Genomic DNA, 18026 nt, shown 5'->3' on the forward strand with positions numbered 1-18026 from the left:
TAAAGCCGCTCCTACGGACGCTCAATCTTCAGCAAAAACAGGCATTTCAAGCCCGTGCAGCAGAAAATCCGTAAAGACTTTGTAAGGTTGGCCTCGCTTATTTCATAATGCGCAGCCAGCACGTTTAGCTGGACGGGTACGCCCGCACCTTTTTCAGAGGTAAGTCGATTCCCATGAACCGCACCGGCCGCACCCTTGCATTGGGCTGCCTGTTGCTTATTCATCCCCTGCTGGCGGACGCAGGCGGCAACTCGTTGTTAATCCCAGCGGTGGGTCGTTGCACCCTCAATACCCAGCCAGACAACCTGCCAGCAGCGCTTTCGGCGTGCAAACAGGCTGCGCAATCCGGGGATGCACAAGCACAATACGAGTTGGGTGAGTTTTACCACGACGGTAAACACGCGCCACGTGACCTGCCCCAAGCGCTCAATTACTTTGAGCAGGCCTCGTTGCAGGGCCATCCTCAGGCGCAATATCAGCTAGGCCTGATGTTCACCAAGGGTGAAGGCGTACAGGCCAATAACATTCAGGCGTATATCGTGCTGAAAATGGCCGCAGTCAACGGCTCCGAGGATGCACTGGACGCCGCCGATGAGGTGTCGGAACGCATGCAGCGCGACGAACTTGAAGTCGCCACCCAGGTGTTGGGGCAGATTTTCCGCAAATACCTGCTGGAACTGCAAACGGCTGAAGGTCGTACACCGTTTGCGCCATTGCCGTAAGCAAGCGGCACTCGTTCAACTCGATTACTGGCTGATCACTTGTCCGGCATCGGCATCGGAAACGGCATCACGTTGCTGGTGCCGCGCGCTTCGCTGATTTTCGGCGTGCCGACCCGCTCGACTTCGTCGATGCGCACAATGGCATGCATCGGTACGAAACTGCGCACCACGCCCTCGAACTGCGCCTTGAGCTTTTCTTCGCTCGGATCAACCACAACCGTCGTGCGCTCGCCGAAGACGAACTCTTCTACCTCCAGGAAACCCCACAGATCACTTTGATAGATCTGCTTGGCGTACATCTCGAACACCTGTCCCTGGTTGAGGAAAATCACCTTGTAGATTGGAGCTTCGCGTTTGGTCATAAAGGGCGGGCAAGAGTCGGGGATATAAAAGAGGGCGCGAACTATAGCATGCCCGCTGGACAGGGAATGGTAGGAACCGGCGTGCTTCATCACTATAATGCGCGGTTCTTTGAACCACCTGATGACGTACGCATGGCCAAGAAGCTTTATATCGAAACCCACGGTTGCCAGATGAACGAGTACGACAGCTCGCGCATGGTCGACCTGCTGGGCGAACATCAAGCCCTGGAAGTCACCGCCCGCGCGGAAGATGCCGACGTCATCCTGCTTAACACCTGCTCGATTCGTGAGCGTGCCCAGGATCGGGTGTATTCCCAACTGGGCCGCTGGCGCGAGCTGAAACTCGCCAACCCGGAGATGGTCATCGCCGTCGGTGGTTGCGTGGCCAGCCAGGAAGGCGCAGCGATTCGTGATCGCGCGCCCTACGTGGACGTGGTATTCGGCCCGCAAACCCTGCACCGCCTGCCGGAAATGATCGATGCCGCGCGCCTCACGCGTTTGCCGCAGGTCGACGTCTCGTTCCCGGAAATCGAAAAATTCGACCATTTGCCAGAGCCCCGCGTCGACGGCCCGAGCGCTTATGTGTCGGTGATGGAAGGCTGCAGCAAATACTGCACGTTCTGCGTGGTGCCTTATACGCGCGGCGAAGAAGTCAGCCGGCCGTTCGACGACGTCGTGGCGGAAGTGTTTCACCTGGCCGAAAACGGTGTGCGTGAAGTCACGCTGCTGGGCCAGAACGTCAATGGTTATCGCGGCACTACCCATGACGGGCGGATTGCCGATCTTGCCGACCTGATCCGTGTGGTGGCGACCATCGACGGCATCGACCGTATTCGCTACACCACGTCGCACCCGCTGGAGTTCTCCGATAGCCTGATTCTGGCCCACGCCGAAGTGCCGGAACTGGTCAAACACCTGCATTTGCCGGTGCAATCGGGTTCGGATCGGGTTCTGGCGGCGATGAAGCGCAATCACACGACGCTGGAATACAAGTCCAAGCTGCGCAAGCTCAAGGCCGCGGTACCGGGCATCAGCATCAGCTCGGACTTCATCGTCGGTTTCCCCGGCGAGACCGAAAAAGATTTCGACAACACCATGAAGCTGATCGAAGACGTTGGTTTCGACTTCTCGTTCTCGTTCATCTATAGCCCACGTCCAGGCACACCGGCCGCCGACCTGAAGGACGAAACTCCCGAAGCGTTGAAAAAAGAGCGTCTGGCCGCGCTGCAACATCGCCTCAACCAGCAAGGTTTCGAGATCAGCCGCCAGATGGTCGGCAGCACCCAGCGCATTCTGGTCACCGACTATTCGAAGAAAGACCCCGGCGAACTCCAGGGCCGCACCGAGAACAACCGGATCGTCAACTTCCGCTGCGACAACCCGAGGCTGATCGGCCAATTCGCCGACGTGCATATCGATGACGCGCAACCGCACTCGTTGCGGGGGTCGTTGCTGAATTGAAGACGCCGCCACATCCGTAGGACCGGCTTCAGCCGGGAGGGCGAGAGCGCTGACCTAAGCGCTGCTGTGAATGGACCCGCCGCCTCCCGGCTGAAGCCGGTCCTACGGGATACGCCCCAATTCAAAATGGTTGTTTGATGCTTGTTGGCGAGCCTGCGCACAACCTTTCTCAAGTCAAGGCTTTCGCACTCGCAGCGCTGGGGTTATCCTTCGTTTCACCTTAATTGCCCCAGGGCGGCTAAAAACGACCTTGAACGCACCAGTCGAACCACATCGTTTTATCCTCGAACCTTTCGAGGCTCATCGCTTCGCAAATCTGTGCGGGCAACTCGACGAGCATTTGCGCTTGATCGAACAACGCCTGGACATCGAAATCCGCAATCGCGGAAACCAGTTCGAGTTGATTGGCGAGCCTAAACACACCACTTCGGCCGAGAATCTGCTGCGCCGCCTGTACCGGGAAACCAAAGGTACCGAGCTGTCGCCGGATCTGGTTCACCTGTTCCTTCAGGAATCAGGCGTCGAATCGCTGGACAACCACCCTGCTGCCGAACCCGGCGTGGCCTTGCGTACCAAAAAAGGCATGGTTCGCCCGCGCGGCTTGAATCAGCAGCGTTACGTCAAGGAAATCCTCGGCAACGACATCAACTTCGGCATCGGCCCGGCAGGTACTGGCAAGACCTATCTTGCCGTGGCCTGTGCCGTGGACGCGCTGGAGCGGGAACAGATCCGACGCATCCTGTTGGTGCGCCCGGCGGTTGAAGCGGGCGAAAAGCTCGGCTTCCTGCCCGGCGATCTGGCACAGAAGATCGACCCGTACCTGCGCCCGCTGTATGACGCGCTCTACGAAATGCTCGGCTTCGAATACGTCGCCAAGCTGATCGAGAAGCAGGTCATCGAAGTCGCGCCACTGGCCTACATGCGTGGCCGGACGCTGAACAACAGCTTCATCATTCTCGACGAAAGCCAGAACACCACCGTCGAACAGATGAAGATGTTTCTGACCCGGATCGGCTTCGGCTCCACTGCGGTGATCACCGGTGACATCACTCAGGTCGACCTGCCCAAGGGCACCAAGTCGGGCCTGACCCATGTCATCGATGTGCTCAAGGACGTGCCGGGCATCAGCTTTACGCACTTCAAGCCCAAGGACGTCGTTCGTCATCCGCTGGTGCAGCGCATCGTCGAGGCCTACGAGCGCTTCGAAGACCGCTTCAGCGACGAGCCGCCGGCTGGCGCCAATTCCTCACGGGAATACCGCCGCGATGCTTGAGCTGGACCTGCAACTGGCAAGTGAAGCAAGCGCCCCCAGTGAAGCCCAGTTCCGCCTTTGGTGCGAAATGGGCCTGCGCCCGCGCAGCGCCGATTCCGAGCTGACCATTCGGCTGGTGGATGAAACTGAAGGCCGCGAGCTTAATCACACTTGGCGACACAAGGATTACGCAACCAACGTGCTGTCCTTCCCGGCCGATGTCCCCGACGAGATGCTGGATATCCCGCTGCTCGGCGATCTGGTCATTTGTGTGCCTGTTGTAGTGCGCGAAGCGCAGGAACAAGGCAAGGAACTGGACGCACACTGGGCGCACCTGGTGATTCATGGCTGCCTTCATCTGTTGGGTTTCGACCATATCGACGATGAAGAAGCCGAAGAAATGGAAGCACTGGAACGAACGTTGCTTGGGGAGTTGGGCTATCCCGACCCGTATGCCGACGACGAAAGCGCCGACCATCCACATCCAGAAACACCAAGCAAGGACCACGAGTAAGGGCTATGAGCGAAGACCGATCGAGCAACGGGCAAAAGTCATGGCTGGGTAAACTGACCCAGGCTTTTGCCCACGAGCCGAAAAACCGCCAGGAGCTGCTTGAGCTGCTGCGCGAAGCCCATCAAAACAAGCTGCTGGACAGCGAAGCGCTGGCCATCGTCGAAGGCGCCATTCAGGTGGCTGACCTGCAAGTGCGCGACATCATGGTGCCGCGCTCGCAGATGATCAGCATCAAGGCGACCCAGACGCCCCGCGAATTCCTGCCTGCGGTCATCGATGCCGCGCACTCGCGCTATCCGGTGATCGGCGAAAGCCACGACGACGTGCTCGGCGTGCTGCTGGCCAAGGATTTGCTGCCACTGATCCTCAGCGAAAACGGCAGCGAAGGCGATATCAAGAAATTGCTGCGCCCCGCGACCTTCGTTCCGGAATCCAAGCGGCTGAACGTGCTGCTGCGTGAATTTCGTGCCAACCACAACCACATGGCCATCGTCATCGACGAATACGGCGGCGTGGCGGGTCTGGTGACCATCGAAGACGTCCTGGAGCAGATCGTCGGCGATATCGAAGACGAACACGACGTCGAGGAAGACAGCTACATCAAACCGCTGCCCAGCGGCGACTTCCTGGTCAAGGCACTGACGCCTATCGAGAGCTTCAACGAGTTTTTCGACAGCGAGTTTTCCGATGACGAATTCGACACCGTTGGCGGTCTGGTGATGAGTGCGTTCGGGCATCTGCCCAAGCGTAACGAAATCACCGTAATCGGCGAGTATCGTTTCCGGATTCTGAACGCTGACAGCCGTCGAATTCACTTGCTGCGCCTGAGTCCGCTCTCGCGCTCGTAAAAAGCCCTGCCCGTTTTAAGGAAAGTACATGCGTTGGATCACCCGCCCCGGCTGGCCCGGTAACTTGCTGGCCGTGGTGGCTGGTGCGCTCACCACGTTCGCCCTGGCGCCGTTCGACATCTGGCCGTTGGCGCTGGTGGCGTTGGCGATGTTCTATCTGGGTTTGCGTGACCTGAGCCCTCGGCAGGCGCTGGGGCGAGGCTGGTGTTTCGGCTTTGGCCTGTTTGGCGCGGGCACCAGCTGGATCTACGTCAGCATTCATAATTTTGGCGGCGCGTCGGTATTGCTCGCCGGCTTCCTGATGCTGCTGTTTATCGCCTGCATCGCCTGGTTCTTCGCCCTGCCCGCCTGGCTTTGGGCACGCTGGATTCGCCGCAACGAAGCCCCTCTGGCCGACGCCCTCGCCTTCGCTGCCTTGTGGCTGGCGCAGGAGGCCTTTCGCGGCTGGTTCCTGACCGGCTTCCCGTGGCTGTACTCCGGTTACAGCCAACTCGATGGCCCGTTGGCAGGCCTCGCGCCCGTCGGCGGCATGTGGCTGGTGTCCTTCACGCTCGCCTTGACGGCGGCTCTGCTGTGCAATTTGTCCCGTTTGCGAGCGCGCAAGTCGTTCCTGGCCGCTGGCGTGGTGTTGCTGCTCGGCCCCTGGATCGTCGGCCTGGCGCTGAAGAATCACGCCTGGACCGAACCTTCCGGCGCGCCGCTGAAAGTCGCCGCCCTGCAAGGCAATATCGAACAAAGCATGAAATGGGACCCTGAGCAGCTGAACGCGCAATTGGCGCTGTATCGCGACATGACGTTCCGCTCGCAGCAGGCTGACTTGATCATCTGGCCGGAAACCGCCGTGCCAGTGCTCAAGGAGTCGGCGGAAGGCTACCTGGCGATGATGGGCAAGTTCGCCGCCGACCGAGGCGCGGCCTTGATTACCGGCGTGCCGATCCGACAGATCGGTGGCCATGGCGAAAAACGCTTCTACAACGGCATCACAGTAATTGGCGAAGGCGATGGCACTTACTTGAAGCAGAAACTTGTGCCGTTCGGCGAGTACGTGCCGCTGCAGGACATTCTGCGCGGGTTGATCGCCTTCTTTGACCTGCCGATGTCGGACTTCGCGCGCGGTCCGAGTGATCAGCCGATGCTGCAAGCCAAGGGCTATCAGATCGCGCCCTTCATTTGTTACGAAGTGGTGTATCCAGAGTTTGCCGCAGGTCTTTCAGCGCAGAGCGATCTGCTGCTGACCGTGAGCAATGACACCTGGTTCGGTACATCGATTGGGCCATTGCAACACCTGCAAATGGCGCAGATGCGCGCGCTTGAAGCCGGTCGCTGGATGATCCGCGCGACCAATAACGGCGTGACCGGCCTGATTGACCCGTTCGGCAGGATCACCGTGAAGATTCCGCAGTTCGAACGTGGCGTGCTGTATGGCGAAGTCGTGCCGATGCACAACCTCACGCCTTACCTGCGCTGGCGTTCCTGGCCGCTGACGATCCTGTGCATTGCGCTGATCGGCTGGGCGCTGGTGGCGAGCCGGATGTCCAGGACGGTTTGAGGCTGTAGGACCGGCTTCAGCCGGAGACCGATGGTGCAGGCGGTACAGATTTCTGTATGCACCGACCCTCCCGGCTGAAGCCGGTCCTACAAAAAATCGCGCGTTCAGCGATACAACACCCGATACGCCCACAACCCCGCCGCTTCATTGAGCAACTGCCCGTTCTGCCACACCGCCTTGCTTTCCGGCAGCCAGCCGCCGAACGGCACGGCATTGGCGCGGCCAAGAAAACCGACCGGCGCGCTGATTACAGTGAAACCGGCGTGCTCGAAACTCCAGCGCGAGCGCGGCATATGCCACGCCTGCGTCACCAGAATGATGCGCTTGATGCCCAACGGCTGAAGCACCGCCGCACTCATGGTGGCGTTTTCCCAGGTGGTGCGGCTCAAGCCTTCCTGCCAGCGCACTGCAACGCCGAAGTCGCGCTCCAGCGATTGCGCCATGATCGCCGCCTCACTCGGCGGTTCGCCATAGTGCAAGCCGCCACTGGTCAGGACCGGCAAACCCGACGCTTTCGCCAGTTGCGCCGCGTAACGCATGCGCTCCAGGGCCACGCCAGTGGGGATATCCTCACCCCAGGTCGGGTCGTTGCGTTCGCGGCCCGAGCCCAGAATCACAATGGCATCCGCCTGCTGCGCCAGATTCGCCCATTGATCGCGGGGCAATGGCACATCCTGTTCGATCCCGTGGGCGGCCCATTCGACGACAATCGGCAAACTCATCAGCCACAGGCCTCCGACGCTGATGGCAAAGCAGGCAGCGGCCAGACGCGGCCGGGAACGACGCAACCACCAGGCGAGCACCAGCAACAGCAAAAAAACGCCGGGCGGCAGCAACAGGGTTTTAAGCAGATAACGAATAGGCATCGAGCATCTCCAGAGATGCTCGAAGCCTAAGAGGATTGACGTTAAGCGACAATGCTTAAAGCAGCAGGCGCGTAGCCTGCATCAGGTTCTAGCGTTTAAAAAAATTGCTTGAACTGTAACGACTCAACTTTGCCGATGCCTTGGCGCGTTTTTGATCTTTCAGCCAGATGACCTTGGCTGAAGGTTGCGGCGTCGATACCGGCCCAGCGGGTTCCCGTGAAGCCATGAAGCTGCCCTTCAACTCGCCAGTCAACACCGTGACCGGCGCTGGTTTGCCTTTTCCAAGATACGCTTCAATAAGCTCGAATTCAGCATGACTAAGGCCGCGCAATTCCAGCTCCTGAGGGAGTTCGTTGCGCAGACGGACCGAAGTTTTCGCTATCTCCAAGGCAAGCCCAAGTCGATTAATCAAACGTTCATACAGCTCAGGGTTTGTTTCTGTGTGCTGCAACTCTGTCATCCGTTCACCTCATCGAAGATAAAACATACCCTCGACATTCAGCTTAGCGCCGCTGTCAAAACCGGCCGGTTGCCGCGACCAACGGCGGCGGCGAGGCGCTGATCGGGGCTTCTCGACGCATCAGCCACGCAAACAGCGTTTCCCTCGATAGTCGGCGCTCATGTATGCTACGGCGCTTCCTGTAATTCCACTTCCGCTCTCTTGAGCTGGAACGCACCGCGCAGGCAGTCCGTTTTGTCCGGCAGCGGTGCCGACCTGACTCGACGAAGCAACGAAGAGGTCAAGGGTCACCAATTCTTAGTAAAAAGTAGCCATGCACGAACTCTATCAGCCCCGCGAAATCGAAGCCGCCGCCCAATCCTTTTGGGACGAGCAAAAGTCTTTTGAAGTCAGTGAGCAGCCAGGCAAGGAAACATTCTATTGCCTGTCGATGTTTCCTTACCCTAGCGGCAAGCTGCATATGGGTCACGTGCGCAACTACACCATCGGTGACGTGATCGCCCGCTACCAGCGCATGCAAGGCAAAAACGTCATGCAGCCCATGGGCTGGGACGCATTCGGCATGCCGGCGGAAAACGCCGCGATGAAAAACAACGTCGCGCCGGCCAAGTGGACCTACGAAAACATCGCCTACATGAAGACCCAGCTGCGCAGCCTGGGCCTGGGCGTCGACTGGTCCCGGGAAATCACCACCTGCAAGCCGGATTACTATCGCTGGGAACAGTGGCTGTTCACGCGTCTGTTCGAAAAAGGCGTGATCTACCGCAAGAACGGCACCGTGAACTGGGACCCGGTCGATCAGACCGTCCTGGCCAACGAGCAAGTCATCGACGGTCGCGGCTGGCGTTCGGGCGCGATCATCGAAAAACGCGAAATCCCGATGTACTACTTCAAGATCACCGCTTATGCGGAGGAGCTGCTGACGGGTCTCGACGAGTTGCCGGGCTGGCCTGAACAGGTCAAGACCATGCAGCGCAACTGGATTGGCAAATCTCGGGGCATGGAAGTGCAGTTCCCGTACGACCAGGCGTCCATTGGCGAAGCCGGCGTACTGAAAGTCTTCACCACCCGTCCAGACACCCTGATGGGCGCGACCTACGTCGCCGTGGCTGCCGAGCATCCGCTGGCGACCCTCGCTTCCCGGAACAATCCCGAGCTGCAAGCCTTCATTCACGAATGCAAGAGCGGCAGCGTCGCGGAAGCTGACGTCGCGACCCAGGAGAAAAAGGGCCTGCCGACTTCGCTGTTCGTCGAACACCCGCTGACCGGTGAGAAACTCCCGGTGTGGGTCGCCAACTATGTCTTGATGCATTACGGCGACGGCGCGGTCATGGCGGTTCCTGCCCATGACGAACGTGATTTTGAATTCGCCACCAAGTACGACCTGGCGATCAAGCCTGTGGTGCGCACCAGTGCCGGCGATGAAACGCCCGCACCTTGGCAGGCCGCCTACAACGAGCATGGCCAGCTGATCAATTCCGGCGAGTTCGACGGCCTGGACTTCGCGGGCGCGTTCGATGCGATTGAAGTCGCGCTGATCAAGAAAAACCTCGGCGAATCCCGCACTCAATTCCGCCTGCGCGATTGGGGCATCAGCCGCCAACGCTATTGGGGCTGCCCGATCCCGATCGTGCATTGCGACACCTGCGGCGACGTGCCGGTCCCTGAAGACCAGCTGCCCGTCGTGCTGCCGGAAGACGTCGTACCCGACGGCGCCGGTTCGCCGTTGGCACGCATGCCTGAGTTCTACGAGTGCAGCTGCCCGAAATGCGGCGCACCGGCCAAACGCGAAACCGACACCATGGACACCTTCGTGGAGTCGTCGTGGTACTTCGCGCGTTACGCTTCGCCGCATTACGAAGGCGGCATGGTCGACCCGGCCGCAGCCAACCACTGGCTGCCGGTAGACCAGTACATCGGCGGCATCGAACACGCGATCCTGCACTTGCTCTATGCGCGCTTCTTCCACAAGTTGATGCGCGACGAGGGTTTGCTCAGCTCCAACGAGCCGTTCAAGAACCTGCTGACCCAAGGCATGGTCATCGCCGAAACCTATTACCGTCTTGAGGCCAATGGCAGCAAGACCTGGTTCAATCCGGCTGACGTCGAGCTGGAACGCGACAGCAAGGCCAAGATCATTGGCGCAAAGCTGATCAGCGACGGCCTGCCGGTGGAGATCGGCGGCACCGAGAAGATGGCCAAGTCGAAGAACAACGGCGTCGACCCGCAGTCGATGATCGATCAGTACGGCGCAGACACCTGCCGCCTGTTCATGATGTTCGCTTCGCCACCTGACATGAGCCTGGAATGGTCCGACTCCGGCGTCGAAGGTTCGCACCGCTTCCTGCGTCGCGTCTGGCGTCTGGCGCAAGCCCACGTCGCACAAGGCCTGCCGGGCGCACTGGACATCGCCACGCTGAATGACGAGCAGAAAGTCATCCGCCGCGCCATCCACCAGGCGATCAAGCAAGCGAGCCAGGATGTCGGCCAGCACCACAAATTCAACACCGCCATCGCGCAAGTGATGACCCTGATGAACGTCCTGGAAAAAGCCCCGCAGGCTTCGCCACAGGATCGCGCCTTGCTCCAGGAAGGTCTGCAGACCGTTGCCCTGCTGCTGGCGCCGATCACCCCGCACATCAGCCATCAGTTGTGGACCGAACTGGGCCACAACACGCCGATCATCGATGCGGGCTGGCCGATTCTGGACAAGACCGCGCTGGTGCAGGACAGCCTGCAACTGGTGATTCAGGTCAACGGCAAGCTGCGCGGCCACATTGAAATGCCTGCCAGCGCGACTCGTGAAGAAGTCGAAGCGGCGGCCCGGGTCAACGAAAACGTCTTGCGTTTCACCGATGGCCTGACCATCCGCAAAGTGATCGTGGTGCCCGGTAAACTGGTCAATATCGTCGCAAGCTGATGGGATCAAGCGCCCGGTATCGATCGGGCGCTGAACATATTTCCAGGGACGCACTGTCGGCCCATACGGTTTCAAGGGGAGCATCAAGATGATCAAACGCAATTTGCTGGTTATGGGCCTCGCCGTGCTGTTGAGCGCCTGTGGCTTCCAGCTGCGTGGCACCGGCAGTAACGAGATCGCGATCAAGGAACTGGATCTCAGCGCACGTAACGCTTACGGCGAAACCGTGAGCCAGCTGCGCCGTGTTCTGGAAGGCGGTGGCGTCAAGATCTACACCGGCGCGCCCTACAAACTGGTCCTGACCGACGAGCAGGAATCCCAGCGTACAGCGAGCTATTCAGGCTCCGCGCGCTCGGCTGAATACTCGCTGACCACCGTGCTCAACTATGAAATCCACGGCGAGAAAGACCGCTTGCTGACCGGCGGCAAAGTCCAGACCGACAAGACTTACGTGCATGACGGCAACAACCTGATCGGCTCCGACCAGGAAGCGGCGCAGATCCGTAACGAAATGCGTAACGAACAAGTGCAGAAGATGGTCGCAGCGCTGAGCCGTCTGTCGCCAGCTCGCCTGGACGAACTCCAGCAGAAAGCCGATGCCGTTGCCAAGGCCGAAGCCGACGCACTGGAAGCCGCACAGAAAGTCCGCGACGAAACACCGCAACAGTCGCCTATCGAAATCCCGTCGCGCTAAATGTTTGGGGCCAGCTTGCTGGCCCCAAACATCTTCTGACTTATGAAGCTGACCCCAGCCCAACTCTCCAAACACCTGCAAGGCACACTCGCGCCTGTCTATATCGTCAGCGGCGACGACCCGCTGCTGTGCCAGGAAGCTGCCGATGCGATTCGTGCTGCGGCGCGCCTGCAAGGCTTCGACGAGCGTCAGGTGTTCAGCGCCGATGCCAGTTTCGACTGGGGCACGCTGTTGCAGGCCGGTGCCAGCATGTCGCTGTTTGCCGAACGGCGCCTGCTGGAACTGCGTCTGCCTTCCGGAAAGCCCGGCGACAAGGGTGCAGCGGCGTTGATGGAGTACTGCGCACGCCCCGCCGAAGACACCTTGCTGCTGATCAGCCTGCCGAAACTCGACGGCAGCGCGCAAAAGACCAAATGGGGTAAAGCCCTGGTCGAAGGCGCGCAGACGCAATTCGTGCAGATCTGGCCGGTGGATATTGGCCAGTTGCCGCAATGGATTCGCCAACGCCTGTCTCAGGCCGGGCTTGCCGCAACTCAGGACGCGGTGGAGCTGATCGCCGCGCGGGTTGAAGGCAACTTGCTGGCGGCGGCTCAGGAAATCGAAAAGCTCAAGCTGATGGCCGAAGAAGGCCAGATCACCGTCGAAACCGTGCAGGCTGCGGTGGCTGACAGTGCGCGGTTCGACGTCTTCGGCCTGACCGACGCAGTGCTCAACGGCGAAGCCGCTCACGCCTTGCGCATGCTCGAAGGCCTGCGGGGCGAAGGCGTGGAACCACCGGTGATTCTCTGGGCCCTGTCCCGGGAACTGCGCGTGCTGGCAAACCTGGCGCTGCAATTCAGCCAGGGCGTGCCGTTGGACAAAGCTTTCAGCTCGGCCCGCCCGCCGATCTGGGACAAGCGCAAACCGTTGATGAGCAAAGCCCTGCAACGCCACTCGGCCAAACGCTGGAATGAACTGCTGATGGATGCGCAACGCATCGACGCACAAATCAAAGGCCAGGCCGCCGGCTCGCCCTGGAGCAGCCTGACCCGATTGGCGTTGCTGATGGCCGGGCAAAGGTTGGCGTTGCCGGCGGAGTGATCTGAAGCTCGTTGGATAATCGCCCGCCCTTCCATAGCACACATCTATTAGACACACGCCCTTCTCTGCCGGATGATTGCCCGCGTTCAATCCCACCCAAGAGAGCATCGGTCATGAAAAAACCAAAGCGGGCCAACAAGGCCAAATCCATCGTCGCCCAGCCATTGTTCCGCAGCCGTCAGGAACAACCCGGCAAAGGTAAGGGCAGCTACCGCCGCGAAGCCTTCCAGTCTAAAAGCTGGGAGGCTTCTTACCTTCTGGCGGCTTGAAACACGGCGACTTCCCCCCCGACGCCCCTTAGATCGGGCTGGCGTGTTAAGGTCTGCACCTATCGGTAATACCTTGGACCCAAGCATGCCCTCTTGTTTTTCCCGACGTTGGCAGTTACGCCAACTGATCGCCGCCTCAAGCCTTATCCTGTTAGTTGCCTGCGCGGAAAAACCCACCGCAGCCGACGCCACGCCTCTCCCAGTTGCCAGCACGCTGCCTGTTGCGCCTGTTGCGCCTGTCGCTCCGGTTATTGCCGTCGATGCGAACCTCGATATCCAGCCGACCATCAGTTTCAGTGACTGGCAAGCAGGCTTTCGCGCCCAGGCTTTGCAGGCGGGCATCAGGCCTGACATTTTCGACAACGCTTTCGCTGGCGTGACGCCGGACATGAGCGTGGTCAAGGCTGACCGCAGCCAGCCGGAGTTCACTCGACCGGTCTGGGAATACCTCGACGGCGCGATATCCGCCGCGCGGGTGCGTAAAGGTCAGGCATTGCTCAATCAATATGCCGATGTATTGCAGAACATCGAGACGCGTTATGGCGTGGATCGCCAGGCGCTGGTGGCGGTCTGGGGCATGGAGAGTAACTTCGGCCAGTTCCAGGGCTCGCAATCAGTGATTCGCTCATTGGCGACCCTGGCCTATGAAGGCCGTCGGCGCGGCTTCGCTCAGGATCAATTGCTGGCGGCATTGCAGATTATCCAGCATGGCGATATCAGCGCGGACCGAATGCTCGGTTCGTGGGGTGGCGCCATGGGCCAGACACAATTTATTCCGACCACCTACAACACCCACGCCGTGGACTTCGATGGCGACGGTCGCCGGGATATCTGGAACTCCCCGGCGGACGCCCTGGCCTCCACGGCGCACTACCTGCAAAGCTCAGGCTGGCAGCGCGGCCAGACCTGGGGCTATGAGGTGAAGCTGTCGTCAGGATTCGATTACGCACTGGCCGATGCCTCGACGCGCAAAAGCCTCGCCCAATGGCAGCAACTGGGCGTAAGCCTGGCCAATGGTTCGCCTTTGCCGGCCGGCACCGATCAGCAACAGGCGGCACTGCTGTTGCCTGCTGGCTATCGCGGCCCCGCGTTTCTGGTGATTGATAACTTCCGTGCCATCCTCAAGTACAACAACTCGTCGTCCTACGCTCTGGCCATCGGCTTGCTGTCCGAGCGCTTCAAAGGCGGCGGCTTCGTTCTGGGTGAATGGCCGCGCGACGACACGCCCCTGAGCCGATCTGAGCGCATCGAACTGCAAAGCCTGCTCTCGGCCAAGCAATACGACGCCGGCACGCCAGACGGGATTATCGGCGCCAACACCCGCAAGGCCATTCGCAGCGCCCAGCAATCCTACGGCTGGCCTGCTGACGGCTACCCGACGCATGAGTTGCTGGAGACGTTGCGCAAGCCTTGAAAACGTCCTGCGGGCATGTGAAGTGCTTTGGTGGGAGAGGACTCGTCCTCGAAAGGATTGCCAGACAATGAAGTGCTATCAGGCAGATTGAGGTTGGCCGGGTTGCCCCATCGAGGACAAGTCCTCTCCCACAAAGGACGGGAAAAACATAATAAAAAAGGGCCGGATATCACTATCCGGCCCTTTTTTGTTTTCGGCGTTGCCTTACGACATGGCTTTGACAGCTGTCTTGGCCTGTTCGTCGGCGTGGTACGAGGAACGTACCAACGGGCCGGACGCGACGTTCTTGAAGCCCATCTTGTAGCCTTCCTCAGCGAACCAGGCGAACACGTCCGGATGCACGAAGCGTTCGACTGGCAAGTGGCTGCGCGACGGTTGCAGGTATTGACCCAGCGTCAGCATGTCGATGTCGTGTTCGCGCATGCGCTTCATGACTTCGATGACTTCTTCGTCGGTCTCGCCCAGGCCCAGCATCAAGCCGGACTTGGTCGGCACGTGCGGCACCATTTGCTTGAAGCGCTGCAGCAGGGTCAGCGACCACTGGTAATCGGAGCCAGGGCGCGCGGCCTTGTACAGACGCGGCACGGTTTCCAGGTTGTGGTTGAACACATCCGGCGGCTCGGCAGCGGTGATTTCCAGGGCGATGTCCATGCGGCCGCGATAGTCCGGAACCAGTGTCTCCAGTTGCACGTTCGGCGACAGCTTGCGGATTTCACGGATGCAGTCGGCAAAGTGCTGGGCACCGCCGTCACGCAGGTCGTCGCGGTCCACGGAAGTGATGACCACGTACTTGAGACGCAAGTCAGCGATGGCGACAGCCAGGTTCACCGGCTCGTTGACGTCCAGCGCCTTCGGACGGCCGTGGCCGACGTCGCAGAACGGACAGCGACGGGTGCAGATGTCGCCCATGATCATGAAGGTCGCGGTGCCGCCGGAGAAGCACTCGCCCAGATTCGGGCAGGACGCTTCTTCGCAGACGCTGTGCAGTTTGTGTTTGCGCAGCAGTTGCTTGACGCGATCAACCTCGGGGGAAACCGGGATGCGCACACGAATCCAGTCAGGCTTCTTCGGCAGGTCGACGGTTGGAATGATCTTTACCGGAATCCGTGCAACCTTTTCCGCGCCGCGCAGTTTCACGCCGGCTTCGACTTTCGGGCGGGCCACACGCTCGGAAACATCAAGCGTCGGGATCAGGTTTTGCACGGGGCTCTCAGCAATGTCGGTCGCAGTAGTCATATCAATCGATTCCGCCCGTGAGGGTCGTCTGCTCAGCATAGTCGAGGTGTTTGACGAGCTGCGCGCGCAGCCGGGCACTAACCTCGGCAAATTCAATCGGGCCTGCATGATCACGTAGCTGGGTCATCGCCAGCCCCGCATATCCGCAGGGATTTATCCGTCGAAACGGTTCAAGGTCCATGTCGACGTTCAACGCCAGACCATGGAAGGAACAACCGTTGCGAATTCGCAGTCCCAGGGACGCGATTTTCGCTCCATCGACGTAAACACCCGGTGCGTCGGGTTTCGCGGCGGCCGTTACACCGTAACTGGCCAGCACTGCGATGAGGCTGCGTTCGATCCGGGAAACCAGATCACGCACGCCAAAGCCAAGGCGCCTGACGTCCAGCATCAGGTAAGCAACCAGTTGGCCGGGGCCATGATAGGTTACTTGGCCGCCACGATCGACCTGTATGACCGGAATATTGCCCGGCAGCAACAGATGCTCGGCCTTGCCGGCCTGCCCCTGGGTGAAGATCGGCGGGTGCTGGACCAGCCAGACTTCGTCCTGCACCTCTTTACCGCGTTCGTCGGTAAAGCGCTGCATGGCATGCCAGGCACGCTCGTATTCGACCAGCCCGGGATCACGAAAACCCAGGGTGCCGGTCATCAGAGCACCATGTGCACGAAACCGGTAGCGCGCAGGGCGCTATTGATATCGCGCAATTGGTCTTCGCCCGTGGCAATGATATGCAGCTGAACGGTGGTGTACTTGCCGTTGCTGCTTTGGCGCTCGGCCAGGGTCTTGATATCGAGCGTGGCGTATTTGGCCAGGATCTCGATCACCGCGTCGGTGAAGCCCACGGTGGTGTCGCCGATCACTTTGATCGGGTAGTCATCGCAGGGAAATTCGATTTTGTGCGACTTAACGTCGGAATCAGTCATGGCAGTAAAGGTCTCACAAGCCGTGACGACGGACACGCGCCCACTCAGGGTATGAGCGGGCGCGAGAAGGTCGGCATTGATTTCTTGGGATGTCAGTTGAACAAGCCGTAGAAGAACAGGCGGATGCTATCCCACACTCGACGGAAAATACCACCTTCCTCGACCGGTTCCAGCGCGATCAGGTTGGCCGTGTGAACCACCTTGTCTTCCATTTTCACTTCAACTTTACCGATCACGTCGCCCTTGGCGATTGGCGCAACCAGCTGCGGGTTCATGGTCATGCTGGCGGTGAGCTTCTTCATCTCGCCTTTGGGCATGGTCATGCTCAGATCTTCAGCCAGGCCAGCCTTGACCTGATGCTCTGCGCCTTTCCAGACTGGAGCCTGGGCCAGCTCGGTGCCTTTCTGGTAGAAGTTCTGGGTTTCGAAGAAACGGAAACCGTAAGTCAGCAACTTCTGGGTCTCAGCCGCACGGGCCTGTTCGCTGTTGGTGCCGAACACCACTGCGATCAGACGCATGCCATCGCGTACTGCCGAAGACACCATGCAATAGCCTGCTTCGTCGGTGTGACCGGTTTTCAGACCATCAACGGTCTTGTCGCGCCACAGCAGCAGGTTGCGGTTAGGCTGCTTGATGCCGTTCCAGAAGAACTCTTTCTGCGAGTAGATCGCGTAGTGAGCCGGATCTTCGTGAATGATCGCCCGGGCCAGAATCGCCATGTCGTGCGCCGAAGAGTAGTGCTCCGGGTTCGGCAGGCCAGTCGGGTTCATGAAGTGACTGTTGGTCATGCCCAGATCGGCGGCCGTCTTGTTCATCATGTCGGCGAACGCGTCTTCGCTGCCGGCGATGTGCTCAGAGAGCGCAACACTGGCGTCGTTACCCGACTGAATGATGATGCCGTGCAGCAGATCGCTGACCGTGACCTGGGTGCCGACCTTGATGAACATCCGCGAACCGCCGGTACGCCAGGCGTTCTCGCTGACGGTAACCGGATCGTTCTCGCCGATCTGACCGCGACGGATTTCCAGGGTGGCGATATAGGCCGTCATCAGTTTGGTCAGGCTCGCAGGCGCCAGACGCTGGTCGCCGTTGTTCTCGACCAGAACGTTGCCGCTGGTGGCGTCCATCAGCACATAGGCCTTGGCAGCCAGTTGCGGCGCGGCGGGTGTCATCTGTTCAACCGCCCAGGCGGCAGGCGTGATGATCAGCGGTACAAGCAGGCACAAGCGTTTTGCAAAGGTGGTGATGTTCATCCGTCTCTCGAAATTGCTAATGGGCAAACATGCCCTCACGGGCAAAGCTGATCAGGCGGTGAAAGCGAAAACACTTTTCACGACCTGCTACGCCAGGCTCTGATCCTGGCAGACAAGGTCGTCTGTTCGACAGACAAACTTGCATACAGTTGCCGCAAACGCATGCTCTGCCGGCAAATGCGCGTCTGTGGAAACCGCCAGT

General features: G+C 59.8%; 18 protein-coding genes. 11 read left to right on the top strand and 7 right to left on the bottom strand.

Going from position 1 to position 18026, the window contains the following annotated elements; genetic code table 11:
- Positions 1-173 precede the first annotated feature (173 nt).
- Positions 174-722 carry a tetratricopeptide repeat protein gene (locus CFII64_RS04510; RefSeq protein ID WP_020289580.1) on the top strand — a complete coding sequence of 183 codons (549 nt, stop codon included), beginning with the start codon at positions 174-176 and terminating at the stop codon, positions 720-722.
- 35 nt (positions 723-757) lie between these two features.
- Here the strand turns inward: CFII64_RS04510 and CFII64_RS04515 are convergent, their stop codons facing one another.
- Positions 758-1084: a DUF1820 family protein gene (locus tag CFII64_RS04515; protein WP_020289581.1), complete on the bottom strand. Its 327-nt coding sequence runs from the start codon at positions 1082-1084 to the stop codon at positions 758-760.
- Positions 1085-1216: 132 nt separating this feature from the next.
- Between CFII64_RS04515 and miaB the strand changes: the two genes are divergently transcribed.
- The 5 genes from miaB (at position 1217) to lnt (ending at position 6708) form a co-directional block, all read left to right on the top strand.
- Positions 1217-2545, top strand: coding sequence for a tRNA (N6-isopentenyl adenosine(37)-C2)-methylthiotransferase MiaB (gene miaB / locus CFII64_RS04520; protein ID WP_020289582.1), 1329 nt, complete (start codon positions 1217-1219; stop codon positions 2543-2545).
- Positions 2546-2795: 250 nt separating this feature from the next.
- Positions 2796-3818: a PhoH family protein gene (locus tag CFII64_RS04525; protein ID WP_020289583.1), complete on the top strand. Its 1023-nt coding sequence runs from the start codon at positions 2796-2798 to the stop codon at positions 3816-3818.
- Positions 3811-4311 carry an rRNA maturation RNase YbeY gene (gene ybeY / locus CFII64_RS04530; protein ID WP_020289584.1) on the top strand — a complete coding sequence of 167 codons (501 nt, stop codon included), beginning with the start codon at positions 3811-3813 and terminating at the stop codon, positions 4309-4311. The genes CFII64_RS04525 and ybeY overlap by 8 nt, the downstream gene beginning before the upstream one ends.
- A gap of 5 nt (positions 4312-4316) precedes the next feature.
- Entirely contained in the window at positions 4317-5159 is an 843-nt protein-coding gene (locus tag CFII64_RS04535) for an HlyC/CorC family transporter (protein WP_020289585.1), read from the top strand.
- A 28-nt stretch (positions 5160-5187) separates the two neighbouring features.
- Complete coding sequence (gene lnt, locus CFII64_RS04540) at positions 5188-6708, top strand: apolipoprotein N-acyltransferase (protein WP_020289586.1); 1521 nt, start codon at positions 5188-5190, stop codon at positions 6706-6708.
- 104 nt (positions 6709-6812) lie between these two features.
- Here lnt and CFII64_RS04545 read toward each other — a convergent pair whose 3' ends face one another.
- The gene (locus CFII64_RS04545; RefSeq protein ID WP_020289587.1) at positions 6813-7574 is read right to left on the bottom strand and encodes a YdcF family protein; all 762 of its coding nucleotides are present in this window, start codon (positions 7572-7574) and stop codon (positions 6813-6815) included.
- Positions 7575-7662: 88 nt separating this feature from the next.
- On the bottom strand, positions 7663-8034 hold the full coding sequence (locus CFII64_RS04550; protein WP_020289588.1) for a hypothetical protein: 372 nt from the start codon (positions 8032-8034) through the stop codon (positions 7663-7665).
- Positions 8035-8347: 313 nt separating this feature from the next.
- Here CFII64_RS04550 and leuS point away from each other — a divergent pair, with 313 nt between their 5' ends.
- The 5 genes from leuS (at position 8348) to CFII64_RS04575 (ending at position 14411) form a co-directional block, all read left to right on the top strand.
- On the top strand, positions 8348-10954 hold the full coding sequence (gene leuS / locus CFII64_RS04555) for a leucine--tRNA ligase (protein ID WP_020289589.1): 2607 nt from the start codon (positions 8348-8350) through the stop codon (positions 10952-10954).
- Positions 10955-11042: 88 nt separating this feature from the next.
- On the top strand, positions 11043-11648 hold the full coding sequence (gene lptE / locus CFII64_RS04560; RefSeq protein WP_020289590.1) for an LPS assembly lipoprotein LptE: 606 nt from the start codon (positions 11043-11045) through the stop codon (positions 11646-11648).
- Positions 11649-11690: 42 nt separating this feature from the next.
- Entirely contained in the window at positions 11691-12728 is a 1038-nt protein-coding gene (gene holA / locus CFII64_RS04565) for a DNA polymerase III subunit delta (RefSeq protein WP_020289591.1), read from the top strand.
- A 113-nt stretch (positions 12729-12841) separates the two neighbouring features.
- Positions 12842-12997 carry an alternative ribosome rescue factor ArfA gene (gene arfA, locus CFII64_RS04570; protein ID WP_020289592.1) on the top strand — a complete coding sequence of 52 codons (156 nt, stop codon included), beginning with the start codon at positions 12842-12844 and terminating at the stop codon, positions 12995-12997.
- 85 nt (positions 12998-13082) lie between these two features.
- Positions 13083-14411 carry a lytic murein transglycosylase gene (locus tag CFII64_RS04575; RefSeq protein WP_020289593.1) on the top strand — a complete coding sequence of 443 codons (1329 nt, stop codon included), beginning with the start codon at positions 13083-13085 and terminating at the stop codon, positions 14409-14411.
- 204 nt (positions 14412-14615) lie between these two features.
- Here the strand turns inward: CFII64_RS04575 and lipA are convergent, their stop codons facing one another.
- The 4 genes from lipA to CFII64_RS04595 form a co-directional block, all read right to left on the bottom strand.
- On the bottom strand, positions 14616-15647 hold the full coding sequence (gene lipA, locus CFII64_RS04580) for a lipoyl synthase (protein ID WP_020289594.1): 1032 nt from the start codon (positions 15645-15647) through the stop codon (positions 14616-14618).
- 1 nt (position 15648) lies between these two features.
- Entirely contained in the window at positions 15649-16296 is a 648-nt protein-coding gene (gene lipB / locus CFII64_RS04585) for a lipoyl(octanoyl) transferase LipB (protein WP_020289595.1), read from the bottom strand.
- The gene (locus CFII64_RS04590; protein ID WP_020289596.1) at positions 16296-16571 is read right to left on the bottom strand and encodes a DUF493 domain-containing protein; all 276 of its coding nucleotides are present in this window, start codon (positions 16569-16571) and stop codon (positions 16296-16298) included. Before CFII64_RS04590 ends, lipB begins: the two co-directional genes overlap by 1 nt.
- A gap of 92 nt (positions 16572-16663) precedes the next feature.
- Positions 16664-17824: a D-alanyl-D-alanine carboxypeptidase family protein gene (locus tag CFII64_RS04595; RefSeq protein ID WP_020289597.1), complete on the bottom strand. Its 1161-nt coding sequence runs from the start codon at positions 17822-17824 to the stop codon at positions 16664-16666.
- Positions 17825-18026: the final 202 nt, after the last annotated feature.

The sequence above is a fragment of the Pseudomonas sp. CFII64 genome (assembly GCF_000416235.1).
Lineage (GTDB): Bacteria > Pseudomonadota > Gammaproteobacteria > Pseudomonadales > Pseudomonadaceae > Aquipseudomonas.